Here is a 22,608-nt window from a genome sequence, read left to right on the forward strand (position 1 = left end):
GTCACCGCAGCTACGTCAGACCGTGAGCACCTCCGCGTCACTCGGCCCGGCGCCTGGCTGCTCGAACTGAGTCCGGTAGAGCTCTTCGTAACGGCCACCGGCCGCGAGCAGGCTGGTGTGCGTGCCTTGCTCGACGATGCGGCCGTCCTCGATCACGAGGATCTGGTCGGCGGCGCGGATGGTCGAGAGGCGGTGCGCGATGACGACCGCCGTACGACCGGCGAGCGCCTCGGTCAGCGCAGCCTGGACCGCGGCCTCGTTGGTGGAGTCGAGCGCGGCGGTCGCCTCGTCGAGGATGACGACCCGCGGCTGAGCCAGCAGCAGGCGCGCGATCGTCAACCGCTGCCGCTCGCCACCGGAGAGCCGGTAGCCGCGCTCACCCACGACGGTGTCGAGGTCATCAGGCAGCGACCGAATCAGGTCCTCGAGCCGGGCCCGCCGCAGCGAATCCCACAGTTCGTCCTCGGTCGCCTCGGGGCGCGCGAGCAGCAGGTTCTCGCGGATCGAGTCGTGGAACAGGTGGCCGTCCTGGGTGACCATGCCGAGCGTCTCCCGCAACGACTCGGCCGACACATCCCGTACGTCGACGTCCGCCAACCGCACCGAGCCCGAATCCACGTCGTACAGCCGGGGGATGAGCTGGGCGATCGTCGACTTCCCGGCACCGGAGGATCCGACCAGCGCGACCATCTGACCGGGCTCGGCCCGGAACGTCATGTCGTGCAGGACCTCTACGCCTCCGCGCGTGTCGAGCTTCGCGACCTCTTCGAGTGAGGCGAGCGAGACCTTGTCGGCCGACGGATACGCGAAGTGCACGTTGCTGAACTCGACCGAGACCGGACCCTCGGGGACCTTGCCGGCGTCCGGCTTGTCCTGGATGAGCGGCTTGAGGTCGAGCACCTCGAAGACCCGCTCGAAGCTGACCAGTGCGGTCATCACCTCGAGTCGCGCGCTCGCCAGTGCGGTGAGCGGCGCGTAGAGGCGGGTGAGTAGGAGTGCCATCGCGACCACGGCGCCGGCATCCAGTTGATCGCGCAGCGCGTAGAAGCCACCGAGCCCGTAGACGACGGCCAGCGCCAGCGCCGACACCAGCGTCAACGAGGTGACGAAGATCCACTGCACCATCGCGGTCCGCACGCCGATATCGCGCACCCGACGAGCCCGCGACGCGAACTCCGCCGACTCGCGTGCCGGTCGCCCGAACAGCTTCACCAGGGTCGCACCGGGCGCCGAGAACCGCTCGGTCATCTGCGTGCTCATGGTGGCGTTGTAGTTGGCCGCCTCCCGCTCGAGTGCGGCCAGCCGGCTCCCGACACGCCGGGCCGGAATGACAAAGATCGGCAGGATCACCAGCGCGAGCAGCGTGATCTGCCACGAGACGCGCAGCATCACCACGAGGGTCAGCGCCAGCATGACCAGGTTGCTCACCACGCCGGACAGCGTGTCGCTGAACGCGCGCTGCGCGCCGATGACGTCGTTGTTCAGCCGGGAGACGAGCGCGCCGGTCCGCGTGCGGGTGAAGAAGGCGATCGGCATCTTCTGGATGTGGTCGAAGACCGCAGTCCGGAGATCGAGGATCAGCCCTTCACCGATCCGGGACGACAGCCAGCGGGTGAGCATGCTGATCCCGGCCTCGGCCACCGCGATCACCGCGATCAGCACGGCCAGGCGCAGTACCGTCCCGACGGCCTTGTGATCGACGATGGCGTCGACCACGCGGCCGGCCAGCACCGGCGTCGCCACCGCGAGCACCGCCGCGCCGACGCTGAGCACGAGGAACGAGATCAGCTGCCGCTTGTGCGGGCGCGCGAACGCGAGGATCCGGAGCAGGGTCTCCTTGGAGAACGGTCGTCTGTCGTCAGAGGCGTGCATGGCGTGGTACAGCGAGTTCCACGCGGTCATTTCCATACTCACAGCGGGCTCCACAGCATCGGTCGATCGGGTGAGTCGATGATTCCGTACCTCACCGACAGTTTCCGACCGTATGACCTCAACAAACCTTGAGGTCAATCATCGATCGAACTGGGTACAGTGTACGAAGAATATCCGATCCGGGAGAATCACGCACATGAGCCAGGAGTACAGCGGGAGCGGGGATCCGGCGAAGAGCCTGGAACTGCTTTGGCGCCGACGCCCGCAGCCCACCCGCGGCCCGAAGCCGGCGCTGACCGTCGAGGGCATCGTCGAGGCCGCGCTCCGGATCGCCGACGCGGAGGGGATTGCCGCGATGTCGATGCGCCGGGTCGCCGATGAGCTCGGCGCCGGCGCGATGACGCTGTACCGCTACATCCCCGGCAAGGGCGAGCTCCTCGACGTCATGCTCGACACCGTGTACGGCGAGCTGCCGAAGCGCGTCGTACCGGGGGACTGGCGCGCCAAGCTCGACGAGGTGGCTCGGGAGAACCGGGAGCTCTATCTGAAGCACCCCTGGATGCTGCAGGTCGCCGTCAGTCGGCCGCCACTCGGTCCGCAGGTGATGGCGAAGTACGAGTACGAGTTGGCCGCGGTCGAGGGGATCGGGCTGACCGATGTCGAGATGGACGCGACGGTCGCGCTGATCAACGGCTATGTGCACGGCGCGGTCCGGACGGCGGTCGAGGCGCGGCAGGTCATTCAGCACTCGGGGATGACCGACAAGCAGTGGTGGCTGGCGCACGTGCCGCATCTGGACCGGATCGCCGATATCGACAGCTACCCGCTGTCGACGCGGGTCGGAAGTACGGTCGGGGAGGAATTCGACGCGCCGTACGACTCGGATCACGCTTTCGAGTACGGCCTGGCCCGGCTGCTCGACGGAGTCGCGGCACTCGTGGAAGATCGCTCGTAAATACAGTTGTGAGTGAGTACTCACTCAGTTAATGTCGTTCAGGTGACACCACGAGCCACGCCTTTGCCGCCCGACGAGCGCCGCGCCGCGATCATCGCGGCCGCATTGCCGTTGCTCGAGGAGCACGGATCGGATGTGAGCACCAAGCAGATCGCCGAGGCGGCGGGGATCGCCGAGGGGACGATCTTCCGCGCGTTCGGCAGCAAAGAGTCGCTGATCGACGCCGCGATGGCCAAGGCCTTCGACAGCAGCGGCCTGCTCGAAGAACTGCTGGCCGTCGACCCGGCGCTGCCGCTGCGGGAGCGGATGATCGCCGCGGTCGAGGTCGGCCAGCGGCGGCTGCGCGGGGTGTTCCGGTTGATGTTCGCGATGCGGATCGCCCGGCCGCCGGACCCGAAGCTGCAGACGCCGATGGACGAGGCACGGCGTAAGCGGCAGTCCGATCTGGTGAACCTGGCCTTCGCCGACCTGCTGCGCCCGGACGCGGACCAGCTGCGCTTCTCGCCCGAGGAGGTCGTGCGCCGGCTGCACATGATCACCTTCTCCGCGACCCACCCAATGATTTCCGGCGGCCAGGTGCTGACCGCCGAGGAGATCGTCGACTTCGCGCTCGACGGTGTCCGCACACCACTCAGGGGATGATCGATGTTAGTTCGACTCTTGCGTACGCACCTGCGTCCGTACGCGGGATACCTGTCCCTGGTGGTCGTCCTGCAACTGGTCGGGACGATCGCCTCCCTCTACCTCCCCAGCCTGAACGCCGACATCATCGACAACGGCGTGGCCAAGGGGGACACCGGTTACATCATGAGCACCGGGGGCTGGATGCTCGGTGTCAGCCTGATCCAGATTCTCTGTACGGTCGTCGCGGTGTACTACGGCGCCAAGACGGCCGCGCTGTTCGGGCGTGACGTCCGGGCCGCGGTGTTCCACCGGGTCGGCGAGTTCTCCGCTCGTGAGGTGAACCAGTTCGGCGCGCCGACACTGATCTCGCGCAGCACGAACGACGTCACTCAGGTGCAGATGCTCGTCGTCACCACCTGCACGATGCTGGTCGCCGCACCGATCACGATGGTCGGCGGTCTGTTCATGGCCATCCGTGAGGAGGCCGGTCTGGCCTGGCTGGTCGCCGTCGCGGTGCCGCTGCTGGCCGCATCGATCGGGCTGATCGCAAGCCGGATGGTGCCGCAGTTCCAGCGCATGCAGAAGTACGTCGACGGTGTGAACCGCGTGCTGCGTGAGCAGATCACCGGTATCCGGGTGGTCCGGGCGTTCGTCCGCGAACCGCACGAGACCAAGCGGTTCGCCTCGGCCAATGCGGATCTGACCGACTCCGCGACGCGGGCCGGCCGGCTGATGGCCCTGGTCTTCCCGGTCGTGATGCTGATCCTGAACGTGTCGAGTATCGCGGTGCTCTGGTTCGGCGCCTCCCGGGTGGAGAGCGGCGCGATGGAGGTCGGCGAACTGACGGCGTTCCTGAGCTACCTGATTCAGATCCTGTTCTCGGTGATGATGGCGACCTTCGTGATGATCATGGTGCCGCGGGCCTCGGTCTGCGCGGACCGGATCTCCGAGGTGCTGCAGACCGATTCGTCGGTGCGGCCGCCGGCCACGCCGATCAAGTCCTTCACCGGACGCGGTCAGTTGAGTCTCGAGCACGCCTCGTTCAAGTTCCCGGGCGCGGCCGAGCCGGTACTGCGGGACATCAATTTCGTGGCATCGCCGGGCCAGACGACCGCGATCATCGGGAGCACCGGCGCCGGCAAGACGACGCTGCTCTCGCTGGTACCGCGGTTGATGGATGCGACTGAAGGCCGGGTGCTGGTCGACGGAATCGACGTACGGGAGATCGAGCCGGAGGCGCTCTGGGAGCGCATCGGTCTGGTACCGCAACGTCCGTACCTGTTCTCCGGGACGGTCGCGAGCAACCTGCGGTACGGCAATCCGGAGGCGACCGACGACGAGTTGTGGGCTGCGCTGGAGATTGCCCAGGGCAAGGACTTCGTCGAGGCGATGCCGGCGGGACTGGAATCGCCGATCGCCCAAGGCGGCACGAACGTGTCCGGTGGTCAGCGCCAGCGGCTGGCGATCGCGCGGGCGCTCGTTCGCAAACCTGAAATCTATCTGTTCGACGACTCGTTCTCGGCACTCGACCTGGCCACCGACGCCCGCCTGCGCGCGGCACTGCGGCCGGAAACCCGGGAGGCGTGTGTGGTGATCGTGGCGCAACGCGTGTCCACGATCGTCGACGCCGACCAGATCATCGTGATCGAGGACGGCGCGATCGTCGGCAAGGGCCGGCATGACGAGCTGCTCGACACCTGTCCGACGTACGTCGAAATCGTCGAGTCCCAGCGTTCTGCGGAGGAGGCAGCATGAGCGAGGAAGCAGCTGTCCCCGAGGGGAAACAGACTGTGAAGGCGACCGATCGGCCGAATACCGGCCGGGCGTTCGGGCCGCCGGGAGGTATCCCGGGGGACAAGTCGATGAACTTCGGTCCGTCGGCCAAGCGGTTGCTGAAGCGGCTGCGCCCACACCGCCTGAAGGTGTCCGGCGTCGTCGTACTGGCGATCTTCAGCGTCGGCCTGGCGGTGCTGGGGCCGAAGATCCTCGGTCGCGCGACCGACATCATCTTCGCCGGTTTCATCGGCAAGAGGTTCCCGAGTGGAATGACCAAAGAGCAGGTCATCGAGCAGACCCGCGCCGCCGGCAACGGCCGGCTCGCCGACCTGCTCCAAGGCGTCGACCTGATCCCGGGGATGGGGATCGACTTCGATGCCCTGCGCAACGTTTTGATGCTGGTGCTGGCGCTCTACATCGGTGCGTTCTTCCTGTCCTGGATGCAGGGCTACATCCTGAACGGCGTCGTCCAGCGGACCGTGTTCGACCTGCGGTCCGAGGTCGAGGACAAGCTGAACCGGCTACCGCTCAGCTACTTCGACGGTGCGCCGCGCGGTGAGCTGCTGAGCCGGGTCACCAACGACATCGACAACATCTCGACCAGTCTCCAGCAGACACTGAGCCAGCTGCTCACCTCGCTGCTGACGGTGATCGGCGTACTGACCATGATGTTCGTGGTCTCGCCGTTGCTGGCGCTGATCGCGCTGGTGTCGATCCCGATCTCGATGATCGTCACCGCGGTGATCGCCAAGCGGTCGCAGGCGAAGTTCGTCGCCCAGTGGCGGCACACGGGCGCGCTGAACGGCCAGATCGAGGAGGCGTTCACCGGGCACGAGCTGGTGAAGGTCTTCGGCCGGCAGAAGGAGATCGAGGCGTCGTTCAAGGTGAAGAACGACGAGCTGTACCAGGCCGCGTTCGGGGCGCAGTTCATCTCCGGTCTGATCATGCCGCTGATGATGTTCGTCGGGAACCTGAACTACGTCGTCATCGCGGTCGTCGGCGGTCTACGCGTCGCGTCTGGTCAGCTGTCGCTGGGTGACGTGCAGGCGTTCATCCAGTATTCGCGCCAGTTCACCCAGCCGCTGACCCAGGTCGCCTCGATGGCGAACCTGCTGCAGTCCGGTGTCGCCTCGGCCGAGCGCGTCTTCGAGGTCCTCGACGCCGAGGAGCAGGTCCCGGAGGACGCAACACCGGAGACCGTCACGCAAGCGCGCGGCCGGGTCGAGTTCGAGCACGTCTCGTTCTCCTACAACCCCGATACCCCGCTGATCACCGACCTGAGCCTCGTCGCCGAACCCGGCATGACAGTCGCAATCGTCGGCCCCACCGGCGCCGGCAAGACCACCCTGGTCAACCTGATCATGCGCTTCTACGAACTCAACGGCGGCCGCATCACCCTCGACGGCATCGACATCACCGAGCTGACCCGCCACGACCTCCGCTCGCGCATCGGCATGGTCCTCCAAGACACCTGGCTCTTCGGCGGCACCATCCGCGACAACATCCTCTACGGCAACCTCAACGCCACCGAGGACGACATGCTCGCGGCGGCCAAGGCGACATACGTCGACCGTTTCGTCCACAGCCTCCCCGACGGCTACGACACGGTGATCGACGAGGAAGGCAGCAACGTCAGCGCCGGCGAGAAGCAGTTGCTCACCATCGCCCGCGCCTTCCTGGCCGACCCCCAGCTGCTGATCCTCGACGAGGCCACCAGCTCGGTCGACACCCGCACCGAAGTCCTGGTCCAAAGGGCCATGGCAGCCCTCCGCTCCGACCGAACCAGCTTCGTCATCGCCCACCGCCTCTCCACCATCCGCGACGCCAACCTGATCCTCGTCATGGAGAACGGAGCCATCGTCGAACAAGGCAACCACCGAGAACTCCTCGCCATCGACGGCGCCTACGCCCGCCTCTACAACGCCCAGTTCAGCGGCGCCGTAGCCGACATAGACGCCGCCCCCGTCCCCGCAGGCCCAGCAGGAGCCCTCCGCAGCTGACCTGTGGATAACTTCCGCGGCGTCCTCGCCGTTCATGACTTACTAGATCCATGAACGGCGAGGACAGGGAGTACATGGCGCGCGGCGACAAGCTCGCCGCGGACGTTGTGCGGGCGCTGGGCCTGAGTGCCGACGAGGTCGACATCCTGCGCGACGCGTACCGGGTGACCTTCGAGTTCTCGGCGCCCTTGATGGTCAGAGTCGCCGATGACATGCTCGCGGATCTGCGCTCTGACGTCGGTTCCGGACGCGTGGACAGGGTTGTGGCTCTGGGACGGGACGGTCACAGCCTTGCGTTGGCGATGTACCGGCTCGATCGCCGCTTCGCGCGGAAGCATATTGCGAACCTGGTGCTTTCGCGGGCTGTGGTCGAGAACGCGCTGCAGGATCTGGAACGCCACGCGGGGCAGACGTTTCCTCAGGTGGACGGTTATCGCAGGGTGGCGTCGCGGGTCCGCCCGGCGGACACGGTCGGCGGTTTCCGTGCGCTCGACCGGTATCTGCGCCGTGGCGGGGTTCCGGTGAGCCGGCCGGGAAGTCGGGTCACGCTGTTCGACACCAGCTTCAAGGGCACCGTGCAGGAGTTGCTGTCGGCCGTCTACCCGGCGACGACGTTCACCGGGAGGTATGCGTTCTTCGGCGAGTCGCCGCACGATCCGCACCCGGGCAGCAAGAAGGGGTACGAGGTCCACCTCAGCGCTGCCGAATCACGTCAGGGCAAGCCTTTCTACGAGCTCCCGGACGACGAGGCCAACACCTTCGCCCATCAGCTCGCGATCAACAGCATCGAGGAGTTGCTCGATGGTCCGATGACCAGTCCGGTGTCGATCGGTGAGTTCGGCCCGGCGCAGATGTTGCAGCGCAACGAGGAAGCGTTGGTGGCCGGCTTGAGCCATGGGCGAATCTCACCGCGGCTGTGGGCTCCGCGAGTTCGTGAGGGAGTCAAGGTCGTCAACCTTCACGCGGTTGCGGACCGCGCGCGGATTGCTGCGGCGTCCCGGGATGCCGGGCGCGAGTACCGGCCGCGGCTCGAAGACGAGGCGCGACGGTATCGGACCGAGATCCGGGCCTGGATCGCCGGCACGCCTGGGGACCCACGGCTGACGGAATTCCTCGACTCGTTCGTCCACCGGACCGACAAGCAGCAGGTGCAACAACTTCAGCGAACGCTGGAGCACGCGTTCTTGCCCCTCGGCGCTCGCGCCAAGCTGTGGGCGGCCTTCGACCAGTGCGCCAGCGACGACGACAAACGGGTGTTCGTACAGAATGTGCTCAGCTCGGTACAAGCCACAGGAGGTTGGGATGGGCAGGACCCGGGGCCAAGACCCCCGCGAGGAATGGACGGCCCTGGCCGGACTGGGCGAGACCTTTGACGAGTTCGGGGACCTGACCGAGTCGCTGTTGGAGACAGGTCCGCCGCCGAGCGGGGTGCCGGGCGTGGCGAGGGCTCCGATGATCATCGATACCGACTGCGGCGGTGATCCCGATGACGCGGTTGCCTTGGTGGTCGCGGGGTTGCGGGTGCCGGAGTTGCGGTTGGTGGTGACGGGCGACGAGGTGGCGGGGGAGCGGGCCCGGTTCGTGCGGTACCTGCTGGATCTGGTGGGGCGGACCGATGTGGAGGTTGTTGCAGGGGCCGATCTGGGAAACCGGCGGCTGTGGTTCATGGAGGGGGTCACGCCGGCATCGGCGCCGGGGCAGCGGACCGATGTCGTGGAGGCTGTGGCCGAGGCGTGCGCGGGTGTCGAGGGTCCGGTTCGGTGGGTGGGTATGGGGCCACTGACCAATCTCGCCGCAGTGCAGGACGCGCGGCCGGAGCTGCTTGCGCAGTTGCAGGTGACGCAGATGGGCGGAGCGATCGTCTATCGCGACCCTTCGCGGGCTGAGCACAACTTCCGGATGGATCCCGCGGCGGCGATCCGGATGGTGCCGATCCTGCAGCGATGGGAGGCGGCCTACGTGGTGTCGGATGTGACCTTCAATCCGGCAACGGAGATCACGACCGCATCGCCGCTGTACAAACGCTGGGCCGAGCCCGACTCGCCGGACTGGGCGAAGGTCCTGAGAACTCACACGGATCGCTGGCTGCAGCGGTATCCGGGGTCGATGCAGCACGACGCCATGACGCTGGCGGCAGCCATGCTGTGGCCGGGAATCCGCTTTGCGACGGAACGCGTCGCTCTCGACGATCTGGCTCGGATGAGCCGCAGTGACGACGGCGTCGAGATCGAGATGTCGGTCAGCGTCGATTACCCGGCGTTCATGGCGTGGCTGGCGGCCGCTCTTGCGTGGTGAGTGATCCATTCGCGGAAGGCGGCGGGGGCGGAGAACATGGGCATGTGGTCGGCGTGGGGGAGGACCGAGAGGGTGGCGGTGGGGGCTTGGGCGGCTAGGCGGTGGGCCCAGAGTTGGGTGCCTTGGAAGTCGTGTTTGCCGACTAGGACGTGGATCGGGGGTTGTAGTTCGGCGAAGCAGGTCTTGATGGGTGGGTCCAACTCCTGGTTGTGGGCTACGGGCATGGTCAGGATGCGCGCGTTGGCTACGGCCAGGGCGGTGAGTAGGCGGCGGTCGGGTTCGGTGACTTGGGGGCACCAGCCGTCGATGTCGTGGGCTGCTGCGGCGGGGATGCCTTCGGTTTCGAGGAGGTCGGCGATCTCGGCGAAGTGAGTTCGCATGGTGACGCGGGCGGCCTCCTCCTCCGGGTTCGGGTCGGGGAACTCACCGAACGACGGCGCTAGCGCGCACACCCGTTCCACTCGTTCGGGGTGCCGGTGCGCGAACGCGAGGGCGCGACGACCGCCGTCCGAGGAACCGATCAGGACGGCGCGGTCGATCTCGGCGGCATCCAGTACGGCGAGCAGGTCCGCGATCTCGTCGTACGGGCCGCACGACACCGACGACAGGCCGTTGTCGCGGTAGTCCCACGTGGTCACCCGGGCGAACTTGGCCAGCCACGGGACGGTCGAATCCCACATCCGCGTGTCGGCCAGGCCGCCGTTCAGGAGGACGACGTCGGGGCCGCCATCGCCGTGCTGTTCGCAGTAGAGGTAGCCCTCAGAGACCTCGACGTAATGTCCGCGCATGCCCCGCAGTGTGGACGACCACGGGGCAGGCGCGCATCGGGAAGATTCCCTAGATGCCGCGGGCCAGACGCCGTACGGCGAGTTCGGCCAGCAGGGCGGCGGCGTCGGGGAGGACGGAGTCGTCGAAGTCGGCCAAGGGGGAGTGGTTGTCGGCCGCCTTGTCGGGTTCGGCGGAGCGGCAGGCGCTGAGGTTGACGTAGACGCCGGGGACCTCGTTGAGGATGTAGGAGAAGTCCTCGGCGCCGCAGCGCGGGTGGGCGCGTTCGCGGAAGCGGTCGGCGCCGAAGAGATCGATGATGGTGTCGCGGGCGAAGGCGAATTCGTCGGGGTTGTTGACGGTGACGGGGTAGCCGATCAGGTACTCGACCTCCGCGACCAGCCCGTGCGCGGCCGCCATCGACTCGACCAGCTGCGTCGACGTCTGCTGGATCTTGGCCCGGGTCTCCTCCGAGAACGTCCGCACGGTCGCGTCGAAGAACGCGTCGTCCGGGATGATGTTCTCCTTCGTACCGCCCGCGATCCGCCCAACGGTCAGCACCACCGGATCGAACACATCGAACTGCCGCGTGATCATCGTCTGCAGCGCGGTCACCATCTCGCAGGCCACCGGAATCGGGTCCTTGCCGCGGAACGGCGTCGATCCATGCGTCCCCGCGCCGACGACACGCACGTGGAGCTGGTCGGCCGCGGCCATGAACGAACCGGGCCGACTGCTCCACATCCCCAGCGGCTGCACCGCAGAACCGACGTGCAGACCGTAGGCGGCATCCGCCCGGCGACCCGCGGCGTCGAGAACACCCTCGCGGATCATGATCGGCGCGCCGCCGCTGGTCTCCTCACCCGGCTGGAACATGAAGACCACGTCACCGGTCAGCTCAGCCTGCATCGCCGACAGGACCTTCGCGGCGCCGACCAGGCCGGCCACATGCAGGTCGTGGCCGCAGGCGTGCATCATGCCTGGGTGCTGCGACACATACGGTACGTCGACGCGCTCGGTGACCGGCAATGCGTCCATGTCACCGCGGAGCAGGACGACTGGTCCGGGCCCGCCGCCTCCTCGCAGTACGGCGGTGACCGAGGAGAGCTCCTTGCCGAGAGTGATCTCGAGCGGCAGACCGGCGAGCGCATCGAGGATGAGCTGCTGACTCTTCGGCAGGTCGAGGTCGTACTCCGGCACCTGGTGCAGGGCGCGGCGAAGCGCGATGATCTCGTCGCCGAAGCTCCGGGCGAGATCCTGAGTGGCCGTCACGACTTCGGGCCGAGGTTGAGGGCGGTCATCACCCGCTGGGCGCTGCTGCCCAGCTCGAGCAGTTCGACCAGGTCCAGCCAGCGCTCGGGGTCCTGCACCTGCCGCGGGATCGAGAAGTTCGCGACGGTGACCGGCGCGTCCTTGGCGACCGCGACCACCTTCGGCGCGACATCGAGGTAGTCGGCCGCGTCCAGGATCTTCCGCTTCACCGAAGCCGACATCGGCGTACTGGGGTCGGCAGCGGCCGCACGGATACTGTCCAGATCCCCGTACGCCGTGATCAGCGACGCGGCCGTCTTCTCGCCCACCCCCTTGACGCCAGGCAGCCCGTCGGACGCATCCCCGCGCAGAGTCGCGAAGTCGGCGTACCGGTTCGCGGGGATCTCATACTTCGCGAGCAGCGCCTTCTCGTCATACACCTCGGCCCGCCCGACCCCCTTGGCCGCGGTGTAGACGACCCGCACGCCACGGCTGTCGTCGATCAGCTGGAACAGGTCCCGGTCACCGGTCACGACATCGACCGGCATCTGCGCCTGGTGCGACAGCGTGCCGATCACGTCGTCGGCCTCGTGGTCGGCCGCGCCCACGATCGCGATGCCGAGCGCGTCCAGGCAGGCGCGGATGTACGGCACCTGCACCTCCAGCCGGTCCGGAACGTCCTCGACCTGGTCACCCTTCGGCGACACGTACTCCACCCGCTGCGCCTTGTACGACGGAATCAGCGCGACCCGCCACGACGGCCGCCAGTTGTCGTCCCAGCAGGCAACCAGATGGGTCGGACGGTGGTTCTCGACCAGGCGGGCGATGAAGTCCAGCAACCCGCGGATCGCGTTCGTCGGCGTACCGTCGGCGGCCTTCATCGTGTCCGGCACGCCGAAGAACGCGCGGAAGTACAACGAGGCGGTGTCGAGCAGCATCAGCCGCTGTCCTGTCCCAGGATCCATCTCAGCCATGAGGGGATGCTTTCATGCCGGGGTCTCGCGGCAGTAGGGTCTCCAGGATGGAGGACCTGGACCGCAAGATCGTCGGCCTGCTCGCATCCGACGGCAGGATGAGTTTCACCGACCTGGGCAAGGCCACCGGCCTGTCCACCTCTGCGGTGCACCAGCGGGTGAAGCGCCTCGAGCAGCGCGGCATCATCCAGGGGTACGCCGCCCTGATCGACCACACCGCCCTCGACCTGCCCCTGAGCGCCCTGATCGCGATCCGCCCGATCGACCCCTCCCAGCCCGACGACTCACCCGAACGCCTCCGCGACGTCCGCGAGATCGAGTCCTGCTACTCCGTCGCCGGCGACTCCAGCTACGTCCTGATCGTCCGCGTAGCCTCACCCGCCGCCCTCGAGAACCTCCTCGCCGTCATCCGCGCCCGCGCCAACGTCTCCACCACCACAACCATCGTCCTCAGCACCCCGTACGAACGCCGCCCCCCAGCTCTCTAGTGCGGTGAACCGGTCGCCGAGATCGTCGACCCAGGTAGGGTCTGGGGATGCGTCGGGTGCTTTTGAGTGATTTGTTCAGCACGTTGATTCCGGGTGGGGATGCCGAGCGGGGGGTGCTGAATGAGGCGATGGCTCGGGTGCTGGGGGTGGATGCGGCTCGGTTTGCTCGGGAGTTCGATGCGGCTGCTTATGAGCGGTTTACCGGCGTGTACGGCGACCTGGAGACGACCGTTCGGTTGATTGCCGAGCGGGCCGGTGGGGAACCCAGTGACGAGCAGGTGCTGGAGGCAACTAATCTTCGGCGCGGGCTTACTCGGCGGCTGATGCAGGGGCCGCCGGCGGCGACTCTTGGGACGCTTGCGAAGTTGCGTGCTGATGGGTGGCGGATCGGGTTGGTCAGCAACATCACCACGGAGACTCAGCTGCAGTGGGGTGACAGCCCGCTCGCGCCGTACTTCGACACGACGGCCTTCTCGTCGGAGCTTGGTGCGGCCAAGCCCGAGCCGGCCATTTACCTCGCCGCGTGTATGGCGCTCGGTGTCGCGCCATCCGAATGCGTTTACGTCGGCGACGGGCGGGACAACGAGTTGTCGGCTGCGGCGGCGCTCGGTATGCATACGATCCGCACGCTGGAGCACTCCAACAGCCACCCGGCTTGGCCCGGTGAAACCATCAACACGTTTGCCGAGCTACCTGCTCTCATCGTGGCGTGAGGCGGCTCGCCGTCGGTGCCAGGTGAGGAGGGCTGTGAGGAACAGCAGGGCAGCGAGGGAGCCTGCGCCGGCTGCCAGGCCGAGGCGGGTACCGGGTGGGCGGTAGGTGCAGGCGACCTCGGAGGCGCGTGGTCCTACGGCGACGGTCAGGAGACCGGCGTGGCTGATCGGGGTGGTTGGTCTGCCGTCGACGCTACAGCGCCAGCCCTTGATGCTGATAACGGCGACGGCCACGGTTGCGGCGCGGCCCGGTAGGCGCTGGATCCGGATGGCATGACCGCCGACGTCTACAACGCCCGGTGCGGATTCCGTGAGGTCGCGTACGGCGGCGGTCAGGCGGGTGCGGTCTAGGCAGGCCAGGGCGCCGCTGGGGATGGTGGTCCGCTGGTGCGCCTTGATGTCGACGCGGACGTTGCCGCTGGTGTCCGCCGTGCCGACTCGGGTCACGGGAGCGCCGCTGTAGATACCAGGGCGCCGGTCGCGCAGGGTCGGTTTCCAGGTCCCGTCGATCAGGAGGTCGACGTACTGGGGCGCGGTGAGGTAGACCTCGGCACCAGGCTGGCACGAGGCGACGAGACTCGCGGTGGCGCCAGGTTCGATCTTCAGCGGGGACACCGGAGGCACGGTATAGACGTCGGCTCCGAGAGCGGTTTCCTGAACGCCGTACGGCCCGGGATCAGACGACTTCCACGGGGAAGCAGGGCGGATCGTGACCAGCGGCGCCACCGCGTCCTGCGTGACCAGCTTCGGACCGCGGATCACACGGCCGCGGATTGCGAAGACGGCGTCGACGACGGGGTTCTCGGGATCGTAGAGAGCGCGACCGTACGACGTGTAGCCGAATCCCAGCGCGATCAGCGCGCGCGAGGTCGTGTGAGGGATGGTGCTCGAGTAGTACTGCGATCCCTGCCCACCCACCAGCATCGGATCGTTGAACGTCAGCGTCTGCCCCGGCGATGTCCGATGCCGCGGCCAGTCATCCATCGACTGCACCAGCGACCGCACCTGCTCGTGATCAGCACCCCAGAACGCCGCATTCGAAAGCCGCGGGTACCGAGCGGCATCGATGGCCACCGACGACACCGTCACCTCCGCCAGCACAGCGGCGATCAGAATCGCGACGGCACCCCACCGCAACCGTCCAGGTGAGCGACTGAACCACCAAGCCACCACCGCGACACCGATCAACACCGGTACGACGACGCGCGTGGTTGGCGTGATGTGCCGCACGTCCCGCGTCCACACGTAAAGCCCGAGAACGAGTACCGGGGGAGCGAGAGAGATCACGAGAGAGCGCGATCTCGTGATCTCACTCGCGGACATCCAGCCCAGGATCACGAGCATCCCCGCGATCACGAACGCCTGCCGGTACGAACTTCCTTGGGGCGTATCGAACCCGTGCCAAGCCCGATGCGTGAACGTCACCTGCATGCTGACCACGGTCAGCACAACCGTCAGCGTCCAGACCAGCCGCTGCCGTACCGCGATCGCCCGGTTGAACGGGAAGCTCAACGCGAGCAGCAGCATCACAGTGCCCACGGCGAAGCTCGGGCTAGTGCCGACACCCTCAGTGCCGGCCAGCAGGCGCGACAGGAACTCCCGCATCCCGGCCCGCTGGAACTCCTGGGGCGGACTCGGCGTCGCAGCCTTCACCAGAGCGAACGTCGGCACCAGCAACGGCGCCGCCAGACCGATGCCCAAGGCAACCGCCACAACGCACCGCACACCGCCGGTCAGTCGATCCCGCCAGGTCGATGAGGTCGTCAGAAGACGTGCCAGGGTGACGATCCCGGCCCCGATCGTTGCCATGTACACCGTGTAGAAATGCGAGGTCCACAGCAGCGCGACAACGATCGGCGTGACCACCATCGCGGCGATCGACCGCTTCTGCAGGATCCACTCGCACAGCAGACACAACACCGGGAACGCGACCATCCCACTCAGCCAGATGGTCATGTACGCCGCATCGTCGATCGACCACGAACAGGCGCCGTACGACGCCCCGGCTGCCACCGCGATCCAGACCGGCCCGCTCGGCCGGATCATCCGCAAGTACGCCGTCATTGCGCCGGCCCCGATGCCGATCGCGGCCGTGGCGATCAGGAACAGGGCGAGGTCGATCCGGTCGCGCGGCAGGACGAACGCGATCCAGGAGAGCGTGGAACCGATGTACGCCATGAAGTCGCCGACGAACGGGACGCCGAAGCCGCTCTGCCAGTTGAACACCAGATCGCCCGCGGCCTGGCCGGTGACGACGTCGCGCAGGTGCGCGGCCATCGGGATGAACTGCTGACCGAGGTCGTTGGTACTGCGGGTCCGGTCGCCGAACGGATAGGTGCCGCGGATGATCCCGCTGAGGACGAACGTGGCAGAGGCCGCAGCACCCGCAACCATGGCTGGCCAGTAGCGCCGGGCCCGCATCCTCAAAGATCCCCCTCGATCGCCTTGTGCCAGACAAATGCAATGGAGGCACCGAGAGGTTGCAGGAGCCACGGAAGTGATCGCACCCGCTCGGTTGAGCCTGCCGCCGGGTGCCCGGGAGATCGCTCTCCGTGAGCTTTCAGCGAGCTTCGCAGGATGCTTGTCAGGACCAGAGACAGTCGACTAGCGTGGTTATTAAAGCCGGTTAGATAATTGGTTGGGGTCGATGGAGACTGCTCCTGGGGCCGCTCATGCCGAGCGGTCCGCGAACCAGGTCGCCTGCCTGCGATGGCTGGCCGAGGCCGGGGTCGCGCAGACGGTCGGCGTGATCGCCGCCGAGACGGGGTTGTCCCGTCCGACGGTGCACGCCGTACTCGACGATCTCGTCGAAGCAGGCCTCGTCGAGCCCAGCAACGCCGCCTCCGCCGGACCCGGGCGACCAGCGAGATCGTTCCGGTTCGTCCGCGAAGCCGGCCTGGTCGCCGGTGTCGACATCGGCCCGCGAGGCGTGCGGGCGGTGCTCTGCGATCTGGCGGGGGACAGACTCGGGTACGCCGAGCTCGCTCGCAACAAAAGCACTGTCGACGTCGTACGCAACGCGGTCGAGGCCGCGGCCAAAGAGTCCGGGACCGATCTCGACCGGCTGCGGGCCGTCGGAGTCGCGCTGCCAGGTGTCGTCGAGGAGAGCGGTCGCCTGCGGGCGAGCCTCGTGCTGCCCGAGGTCGTCGGTGAGCCGATCGCAGCAACCGTCGCGACCGAGCTCGACTGCCTGGTCACCGTCGACAACGACATCAAACTCGCGGCGCTGGCCGAGCAGCGTGGTGGCGCCGGCCGCGGGCACTCCGACGTGCTCTACCTGCAAGTCGGCAACCGGCTCTCGCTGTCGATCGTCCTCGACGAGGAGATCCGGCAAGGAAGCCATCGCCTGGCCGGCGAGCTCGGCGCCCAGCGCGGCATGCGCTGGACCCGCAACGCGCAACGCGGCCAACTCGTCTGGACGTCGCACCCGACCGGAGAGGCTGTGCTGCAGGCAGCCGCCGCCGGTGACGCGGACGCCAAGGCCGAGATCAAGGATTTCTGCGGGCAGATCGCCGGCCGGATCGCGACCGTACTACTGGTCGTCGACCCCGATGTCGTCGTCGTGCGCTGCGGCGGCGCCGCCGAGAGTACGGCGTTGCTCCGCCCGCTGGAAGCAGCTGTCGCGAAGGAACTCGTCGTTCCGGAGCGATCGCCGTTCGTCGCCGCCGCCTTGGGCCGTGAGGCAGCGGTGCTGGGGGCAGCCGGTCACGCGTTCGACCGGTTCGGCCCCGCCATCTACGGCGTCCGGAACTATCCGAGTCCCTGGCACAAGCTCACGCATGACGAAGAGAGGAACTACCAGTGAAACTGGGAGTCAGTTCGTACAGCTTCAGCAAGCTCATGGCCCGCGGCGAGATGGACCTGGTCGGGGTCGTGGACTGGGTGGCGGCGTCACCGGCCGAGCACCTGGAGATCGCCGCGCTCGGCGATGACCTGCTGACCGACGACAAGCTGGTCGAGACCGTGGTGAAGGCCGCGGGCGACCGCGGTGTCCCGATCCTGAACTACCTGATCGGCGCCGACTTCCGCGAAGGCGACAGCAGCGAGATCGACCGCGTCCGCCGGCACGTGGACGTCGGGCACCGGCTCGGCGCCCGGCTGTTCCGTCACGACGTCCTGCCGTGGGGCTGGCGCGAGGCGAACCAGGCCGAGTTCGAGAAGGTCTTCCCGCAGCTGGTCGAGGGCGCACAGGTCATCGCCGACCACGCAGCCGAGCTCGGCATCACCACCACGGTCGAGAACCACGGCATGTCCATGAACGGACACGAGCGCATCGCCCGCTTGGTCCACGCCGTCGACCGCCCGAACTTCCGCGTCACCCTCGACCTCGGCAACGGCCTCTGCGTCGGCGAGGTCCCCGGCCGGACCGTGTCCGGTCTCCTCGATGTCGCGGCCGCCGCGCACGTCAAGGACTTCCACATCCGCCGCTCGATCCCCAGCGACGGCTGGCTGAAGACCCTGGCCGGCGACTACCTGCTCGGCACCATTCCGGGCCACGGCGACCTCGACCTGCGCGCCCTGCTCGCACTCGTCGCCACCAAGCCCGACCTGCCCGTCACACTCGAGTTCGAAGGACTCGAAGCGGCTCCCGGCGCGGTCGAGCTCGGCCTCAAGAACGTCCTCGCACTGGCCCAAGGAGCCTGACACATGACCACCAAGATTGCCGTGATCGGCCTGGGCACGATCGCCCAGGAACACGTGAAGGCCTACCAGAAGAACCCCGGCGCCGAGGTGGTCGCGCTCTGCGACATCGACATCGAGCGGGTCAAGCAGCGCGCCGAACAGTTCGGCGTACCGCGCGCGACCGGCAACGTCGACGAGATCCTCGCGGACTCCGAGATCGATGCCGTCAGCATCTGTGTCCCGAACAACCTGCACGCCCAGATCGCCGAAGCGGCCCTGCGCGCCGGCAAGGACGTGCTCGTCGAGAAGCCGATGAGCGTGTCGGTCGCCGAGGCCGAGTCGTTGGTCAAGGCAACCACCGAGACCGGCCAAGCACTCCAGATCGGCTATGTACGGCGGTACGCGCCGAACGCCCTGGTCGCGAAGCGGTTCCTGGACGAGGACGAGTTCGGCAAGATCTACGCCGCCCGTACGACGATCCTGCGTACCGCCGGTAATCCCGGCGGCTGGTTCGGCGACAAGGACGTGGCCGGCGGCGGACCGCTGATCGACCTCGGCGTACACGTCGTCGACCTCTGCTGGTACCTGATGGGTCAACCGGCCGCGGTCGCGGTCTCCGGCGCGACCTTCGACCCGATCGGTGCCCGCGACAACATCCAGAACCTGTCCCGCTACCGCGCAGCCTCGGCCACCCGGGTCAACAACGTCGAGGACTACGCCACCGCGCAGATCCGGTTCGACGGCGGCGCCGTACTGAACGTCGACGTCTCCTACTCGCTGCACACCCGCAACGAGACCGCCGTGCAGTTGTTCGGCGAGAAGGGCGGCGTGGAGATCGAACCGGCCCTGCACATGGTCACCGAACGCCACGACACCCTGCTGCACATCGAGCCGCAGATCGACTCCCTCGGCTTCGACTTCACCGTCGGCTTCGCCAACCAGATCGAGAACTTCCTGCGCATCTGCCGCCGCGAGATCCCCGCCGACGCCCCCGCCGAACACGGCCTCGAAATGGCCCGCATGCTGACCGCCATCTACGAGTCGGCGGCCACCGGATCAGAGGTGAAGATCACCCACTAGTACCCACCGGCCGCGACCATCTGCGACTCGTACGAGAGGATGCGGATCTTCCCCTTGCCCTTCGGGGGGATCACGAGCGCGACGTCGTGCAGGGTCGTGGACTTCAGGGCACTCTTGTAGCGGGCCGACGGCAGACTGAAGGCGTTCGCTTCGCCGCTGCTCCAGTAGAAGTAGGTGTCGGGGTCCTGCCCGACCACCAGCAGATACTCGTCCCTGAGTGTCGCCAGCACCACTGCTTCGCCGTCCTTGGTGACGAACGCCGAGGGCGGCGCGGCAGCGCTGTAGGTGCGGGTGACCTTCTGCACCGACTTCGGGTCGTGCTTGTGCCAGTACTGACGCTCGTACGCGAGGCGTTTGAACCCGGTGGCGAACTCCGGGATCACGGCGAACGATGCTCCGTGCGGCGACTTGCCTTCCTTCGTGAGGTACTCGCTCAGCGCGGCGGGTGCGGTCAAGGGTGCCACGGCGAAGTTCTTGTCGGCGGTGGTCAGTGGCCGCAAACCGGAGAGGTCCGGGAGCTTCGCGGACTTCTGCAGCGTGGCAGCCAGCGTCTGCAACCACGGACCGCCGGCGCTGTCGCGCTGCCACAGACCGACGGTTGAGCCGGCGGTGCTGACGAACCGCATCGGGTAACCGCCATACTCCGGTACGGCGAAGGTGGGCTTGCTGATGGGCGCCGGTTTCGGGAGGGGGCGCTTCAGGTTGCGGCCGATCGCGTACGCGGCGCGGGTCTGCTTGACCAGCTCACCACCCTCGACCTGGCCGATCTGCACCTCATTGCGTGCGCGACCAGCCGCCGTACTCACCTCGTTGTAGCGCTTGATGACCGCGGCACCGGACTCGTTGGTCACCGCGGGCCGGGTCAGCGTGGTGACCGTGTCGCGCTCAGGAATCGCCGAGCACCCAGCGAGCAGGCCCAGTACGGCGGTGCCGGCGACCACCCGGTACGTCGTACCGAACGGGGCTGGTGTCGGCGGCTGCGGTACGACGGGGGCTGGGCGGCGCCGGGCGACGATCAGAACGATGCCGAGGGCAAGAATCAGCAGCCCGCCGACGAAGATCGCGAGGGCGATGAGGAACGCGTTCGGGATCTCGATCCCGAGCCGGACCTGGACGTCGGGAACTGTCTTGCCGTCCGCGGACATGATGACGACGTCGTGGGGCCCGTCGGCGATCGGCCAGGTGAGGGATCCGTTTCCCTTAGCGACCCACCAGTCCAAACTGTCTGGAGCGGTGAGCGGGTCCGTCGCGCCCTTCTGCTCCTGGGTGTTCAAGGCGATCGGATACGTCAGCTGCACCAACGACGTATGAGCCACGTCCTTCAGATAGCTCGCGACGTCGAAGTCCCGCGCGACCCCGATGAACACCGGCTTCGCCGACCGCGCCTCGACGTGCAGGATCGGACCGTGCAGCTCAAGCAGTCCCGGCGTACTGGCGATGGCCAGTCCCTTGCTCACCAGGTGTTGCTCGTCGGACTGCACGGTGTCGTCCGGCCCGATGACGAAGAAGGCGGCGATTCCACCCCCGACCGCCAGCAGAAGACCGACGACACCCAGCAGAGCACCAACAGACACGCGAACAACCCGCACGAACAACTCCCCGAGACCGACATTGCTACCAACCGGCTCCAGATCGTAGCGGTCGGCAACGGTTCAGCAGGGCCGGAATCGGGGAGATTGCACGAAGTTGCAGACGGGTCAGATCAGCGGGAGGAGCTTCTGGGCTTCGGCTGCCTCGCGAGAAGCGGCGGCGCGGGACTCGGCTTCGGCGAGGGAGTTGCCGGCGTGCTGGTTCCACCAGGCCTGGCCCTCGGCGGGCAGGGTGTCGATCGGGTCGTAGTACTCGTAGGTGCGGTTCAACGCTTCCGGGTCCTGCTGCTCGATACCGGTGCGGTAGTTCTTCTTCCAGTACGAGATACCGCGGACCTCGTCGTACTCCGACAGTTGGTGCACCCAGCGCTTGCCGACGTACGGGACGTCGCAGACGATGCGCGGGGTGGCGAAGCCGGGGAGGTAGCCGAGGATGCCGTGCTGCAGGTGCTGGGCTTCCTTGACCGAGACCCGCCAGTGCTCGGAGAACGGGATCATGTCGCACATGTAGAAGTAGTACGGCGTGATGGTCGCGCCGTCGAGCAGTGCGAAGCAGAGATCCAGCAGCTCGGGGATGGAGTCGTTCACGCCGCGCATCAGGACGCCCTGGTTGCGGACATCGCGCAGGCCGGCCTCGAACATCGCCTTGGTTGCCTCGGCCACCAATGGGGTGACGGACTGGGCTGCGTTCACGTGCGTGTGCATCGCGATCATCACGCCACGCTCGCGGCCCAGCGTCGCGACCCGCTCGACGCCGGCCCGTACGTCGTCGGACAGCCAGTGCTGCGGCATGCCCATCAGCGCCTTCGTGGCCAGCCGGATGTCGCGGATGTTCTCGATGTCGAGCAGGCTGGTCAGGAAGGACTCGAGCCGCGGCCACGGCATGTTCGCCACGTCGCCGCCGGAGACCACGACGTCACGCACACCCGGCGTACGGCGCAGGTAGTCGAGCATGTCCTCGACCCGCTGACCCGGCTTGGTGACGAACTTCAGCTTGTCGATGACCGGGGTCGAATTCCCGACCAGGTCCATCCGAGTGCAGTGACCGCAGTACTGCGGACACGTCGGCAGCAGCTCGGCAAGGACCTTGGTCGGGTATCGGTGGGTCAACCCCTCCGTGGCCCACATCTCGTGCTCGTGCAGCGAGTCGCGCGTCGCATGCGGGTGCGACGGCCAGTCGCTGCGGCGGTCCGTGAAGACCGGCAGCATGTAGCGGCGCACCGGGTCGGCGTAGAACGCCTCGGTGTAGTCGGCCGCGCCGTTCGGAACGATCGTGTTCAGCATCTGCGGCGGGAGCAGCATCGACATCGTCGCGCGCTCGGCCTGGTCCCGGGTGAGGTCCTCGTAGAACCGCTCGTCGACCAGGTCGCCCATCACGTCGCGCAGCTGCTTGACGTTCTTCACGCAGTGCGAACGCTGCCACTGCACCGAGCGCCACTCCTCGGCCGTGACGTCCTTCCAGCCGGGCAGCCGGGTCCAGTCCGGCTCCACGAGCTCGGCCCGTTGGTACGCGTACGGCTGACCCGCAGCGCTGTCGGGGTCGATCAGGTCAGCCGGGCTGATCAGGTCGGTCACGAGTCCTCCGGGGGTTTCCGCGCGATGT

Annotated in this window: 18 protein-coding genes; 11 read left to right on the forward strand and 7 right to left on the reverse strand. The window is 67.3% G+C overall.

Annotated elements, in window-relative coordinates:
• Positions 1–15: 15 nt before the first annotated feature.
• On the reverse strand, positions 16–1,908 hold the full coding sequence (locus ACFTSF_RS08280; protein WP_380153975.1) for an ABC transporter ATP-binding protein: 1,893 nt from the start codon (positions 1,906–1,908) through the stop codon (positions 16–18).
• A gap of 160 nt (positions 1,909–2,068) precedes the next feature.
• Here ACFTSF_RS08280 and ACFTSF_RS08285 point away from each other — a divergent pair, with 160 nt between their 5' ends.
• Genes ACFTSF_RS08285 through ACFTSF_RS08310 form a run of 6 tightly spaced genes read left to right on the forward strand, consistent with a single transcriptional unit; the run spans position 2,069 to position 9,522 of the window.
• Positions 2,069–2,827 carry a TetR/AcrR family transcriptional regulator gene (locus ACFTSF_RS08285; RefSeq protein ID WP_380153203.1) on the forward strand — a complete coding sequence of 253 codons (759 nt, stop codon included), beginning with the start codon at positions 2,069–2,071 and terminating at the stop codon, positions 2,825–2,827.
• Between the two features lie 42 nt (positions 2,828–2,869).
• Positions 2,870–3,469, forward strand: a complete 600-nt coding sequence (locus ACFTSF_RS08290; RefSeq protein WP_344147173.1) for a TetR/AcrR family transcriptional regulator — start codon at positions 2,870–2,872, stop codon at positions 3,467–3,469.
• Positions 3,470–3,472: 3 nt separating this feature from the next.
• Positions 3,473–5,206 (forward strand): ABC transporter ATP-binding protein, encoded by a 1,734-nt coding sequence (locus tag ACFTSF_RS08295; protein ID WP_380153204.1) that lies wholly within the window; start codon positions 3,473–3,475, stop codon positions 5,204–5,206.
• Positions 5,203–7,227 carry an ABC transporter ATP-binding protein gene (locus ACFTSF_RS08300; RefSeq protein ID WP_380153205.1) on the forward strand — a complete coding sequence of 675 codons (2,025 nt, stop codon included), beginning with the start codon at positions 5,203–5,205 and terminating at the stop codon, positions 7,225–7,227. The genes ACFTSF_RS08295 and ACFTSF_RS08300 overlap by 4 nt, the downstream gene beginning before the upstream one ends.
• A 50-nt stretch (positions 7,228–7,277) precedes the next feature.
• Positions 7,278–8,600 (forward strand): hypothetical protein, encoded by a 1,323-nt coding sequence (locus ACFTSF_RS08305; protein WP_380153206.1) that lies wholly within the window; start codon positions 7,278–7,280, stop codon positions 8,598–8,600.
• On the forward strand, positions 8,530–9,522 hold the full coding sequence (locus ACFTSF_RS08310; RefSeq protein WP_380153207.1) for a nucleoside hydrolase: 993 nt from the start codon (positions 8,530–8,532) through the stop codon (positions 9,520–9,522). The genes ACFTSF_RS08305 and ACFTSF_RS08310 overlap by 71 nt, the downstream gene beginning before the upstream one ends.
• Here ACFTSF_RS08310 and ACFTSF_RS08315 read toward each other — a convergent pair.
• Genes ACFTSF_RS08315 through ACFTSF_RS08325 form a run of 3 tightly spaced genes read right to left on the reverse strand, consistent with a single transcriptional unit; the run spans position 9,477 to position 12,476 of the window.
• On the reverse strand, positions 9,477–10,310 hold the full coding sequence (locus ACFTSF_RS08315; protein WP_380153208.1) for an alpha/beta fold hydrolase: 834 nt from the start codon (positions 10,308–10,310) through the stop codon (positions 9,477–9,479). The genes ACFTSF_RS08310 and ACFTSF_RS08315 overlap by 46 nt on opposite strands.
• Positions 10,311–10,359: 49 nt before the next feature.
• Positions 10,360–11,559 (reverse strand): M20 family metallopeptidase, encoded by a 1,200-nt coding sequence (locus ACFTSF_RS08320; protein ID WP_380153209.1) that lies wholly within the window; start codon positions 11,557–11,559, stop codon positions 10,360–10,362.
• The gene (locus ACFTSF_RS08325) at positions 11,556–12,476 is read right to left on the reverse strand and encodes a 5'-3' exonuclease H3TH domain-containing protein (protein WP_344147848.1); all 921 of its coding nucleotides are present in this window, start codon (positions 12,474–12,476) and stop codon (positions 11,556–11,558) included. Before ACFTSF_RS08325 ends, ACFTSF_RS08320 begins: the two co-directional genes overlap by 4 nt.
• A gap of 83 nt (positions 12,477–12,559) precedes the next feature.
• Between ACFTSF_RS08325 and ACFTSF_RS08330 the strand changes: the two genes are divergently transcribed.
• Together ACFTSF_RS08330 and ACFTSF_RS08335 are read left to right on the forward strand one after the other, a co-directional pair.
• A complete protein-coding gene (locus ACFTSF_RS08330) occupies positions 12,560–13,000 on the forward strand; it encodes an AsnC family transcriptional regulator (RefSeq protein ID WP_344147187.1) in 441 nt (146 codons plus the stop codon).
• Between the two features lie 47 nt (positions 13,001–13,047).
• Positions 13,048–13,713: an HAD family hydrolase gene (locus ACFTSF_RS08335; protein ID WP_380153210.1), complete on the forward strand. Its 666-nt coding sequence runs from the start codon at positions 13,048–13,050 to the stop codon at positions 13,711–13,713.
• On the opposite strand, the gene ACFTSF_RS08340 is transcribed toward ACFTSF_RS08335, so the two are convergent.
• Positions 13,690–16,134: a YfhO family protein gene (locus ACFTSF_RS08340; protein ID WP_380153211.1), complete on the reverse strand. Its 2,445-nt coding sequence runs from the start codon at positions 16,132–16,134 to the stop codon at positions 13,690–13,692. The two genes, ACFTSF_RS08335 and ACFTSF_RS08340, sit on opposite strands and share 24 nt — an antisense overlap.
• A 226-nt stretch (positions 16,135–16,360) precedes the next feature.
• Between ACFTSF_RS08340 and ACFTSF_RS08345 the strand changes: the two genes are divergently transcribed.
• From ACFTSF_RS08345 to ACFTSF_RS08355, 3 genes are read left to right on the forward strand one after another with little or no spacing between them, the layout of a single operon-like run.
• A complete protein-coding gene (locus tag ACFTSF_RS08345; protein WP_380153212.1) occupies positions 16,361–17,518 on the forward strand; it encodes an ROK family protein in 1,158 nt (385 codons plus the stop codon).
• The gene (locus ACFTSF_RS08350) at positions 17,515–18,357 is read left to right on the forward strand and encodes a sugar phosphate isomerase/epimerase family protein (protein WP_380153213.1); all 843 of its coding nucleotides are present in this window, start codon (positions 17,515–17,517) and stop codon (positions 18,355–18,357) included. The genes ACFTSF_RS08345 and ACFTSF_RS08350 overlap by 4 nt, the downstream gene beginning before the upstream one ends.
• A gap of 3 nt (positions 18,358–18,360) precedes the next feature.
• Positions 18,361–19,416, forward strand: a complete 1,056-nt coding sequence (locus ACFTSF_RS08355; protein ID WP_380153214.1) for a Gfo/Idh/MocA family protein — start codon at positions 18,361–18,363, stop codon at positions 19,414–19,416.
• On the opposite strand, the gene ACFTSF_RS08360 is transcribed toward ACFTSF_RS08355, so the two are convergent.
• Both ACFTSF_RS08360 and ACFTSF_RS08365 read right to left on the reverse strand, forming a co-directional pair.
• Complete coding sequence (locus ACFTSF_RS08360; RefSeq protein ID WP_380153215.1) at positions 19,413–20,990, reverse strand: hypothetical protein; 1,578 nt, start codon at positions 20,988–20,990, stop codon at positions 19,413–19,415. The two genes, ACFTSF_RS08355 and ACFTSF_RS08360, sit on opposite strands and share 4 nt — an antisense overlap.
• Positions 20,991–21,113: 123 nt before the next feature.
• Entirely contained in the window at positions 21,114–22,580 is a 1,467-nt protein-coding gene (locus ACFTSF_RS08365; protein ID WP_380153216.1) for a KamA family radical SAM protein, read from the reverse strand.
• Positions 22,581–22,608 lie beyond the last annotated feature (28 nt).

The organism is Kribbella sp. NPDC056951, from assembly GCF_042674205.1.
GTDB classification, from domain to species: Bacteria; Actinomycetota; Actinomycetes; order Propionibacteriales; family Kribbellaceae; genus Kribbella; species Kribbella yunnanensis.

What these genes read in the sequence shown, in the direction of transcription:
- ACFTSF_RS08315 (WP_380153208.1), bottom strand. Translation starts at nt 10,310, where the DNA reads ATGCGCGGACATTACGTCGAGGTCTCTGAGGGCTACCTCTACTGCGAA.
- ACFTSF_RS08305 (WP_380153206.1), top strand. Translation starts at nt 7,278, where the DNA reads ATGAACGGCGAGGACAGGGAGTACATGGCGCGCGGCGACAAGCTCGCC.
- ACFTSF_RS08330 (WP_344147187.1), top strand. Translation starts at nt 12,560, where the DNA reads ATGGAGGACCTGGACCGCAAGATCGTCGGCCTGCTCGCATCCGACGGC.
- ACFTSF_RS08345 (WP_380153212.1), top strand. Translation starts at nt 16,361, where the DNA reads ATGGAGACTGCTCCTGGGGCCGCTCATGCCGAGCGGTCCGCGAACCAG.
- ACFTSF_RS08310 (WP_380153207.1), top strand. Translation starts at nt 8,530, where the DNA reads ATGGGCAGGACCCGGGGCCAAGACCCCCGCGAGGAATGGACGGCCCTG.
- ACFTSF_RS08295 (WP_380153204.1), top strand. Translation starts at nt 3,473, where the DNA reads ATGTTAGTTCGACTCTTGCGTACGCACCTGCGTCCGTACGCGGGATAC.
- ACFTSF_RS08355 (WP_380153214.1), top strand. Translation starts at nt 18,361, where the DNA reads ATGACCACCAAGATTGCCGTGATCGGCCTGGGCACGATCGCCCAGGAA.
- ACFTSF_RS08335 (WP_380153210.1), top strand. Translation starts at nt 13,048, where the DNA reads ATGCGTCGGGTGCTTTTGAGTGATTTGTTCAGCACGTTGATTCCGGGT.
- ACFTSF_RS08300 (WP_380153205.1), top strand. Translation starts at nt 5,203, where the DNA reads ATGAGCGAGGAAGCAGCTGTCCCCGAGGGGAAACAGACTGTGAAGGCG.
- ACFTSF_RS08280 (WP_380153975.1), bottom strand. Translation starts at nt 1,908, where the DNA reads ATGGAAATGACCGCGTGGAACTCGCTGTACCACGCCATGCACGCCTCT.
- ACFTSF_RS08340 (WP_380153211.1), bottom strand. Translation starts at nt 16,134, where the DNA reads ATGCGGGCCCGGCGCTACTGGCCAGCCATGGTTGCGGGTGCTGCGGCC.
- ACFTSF_RS08325 (WP_344147848.1), bottom strand. Translation starts at nt 12,476, where the DNA reads ATGCTGCTCGACACCGCCTCGTTGTACTTCCGCGCGTTCTTCGGCGTG.
- ACFTSF_RS08285 (WP_380153203.1), top strand. Translation starts at nt 2,069, where the DNA reads ATGAGCCAGGAGTACAGCGGGAGCGGGGATCCGGCGAAGAGCCTGGAA.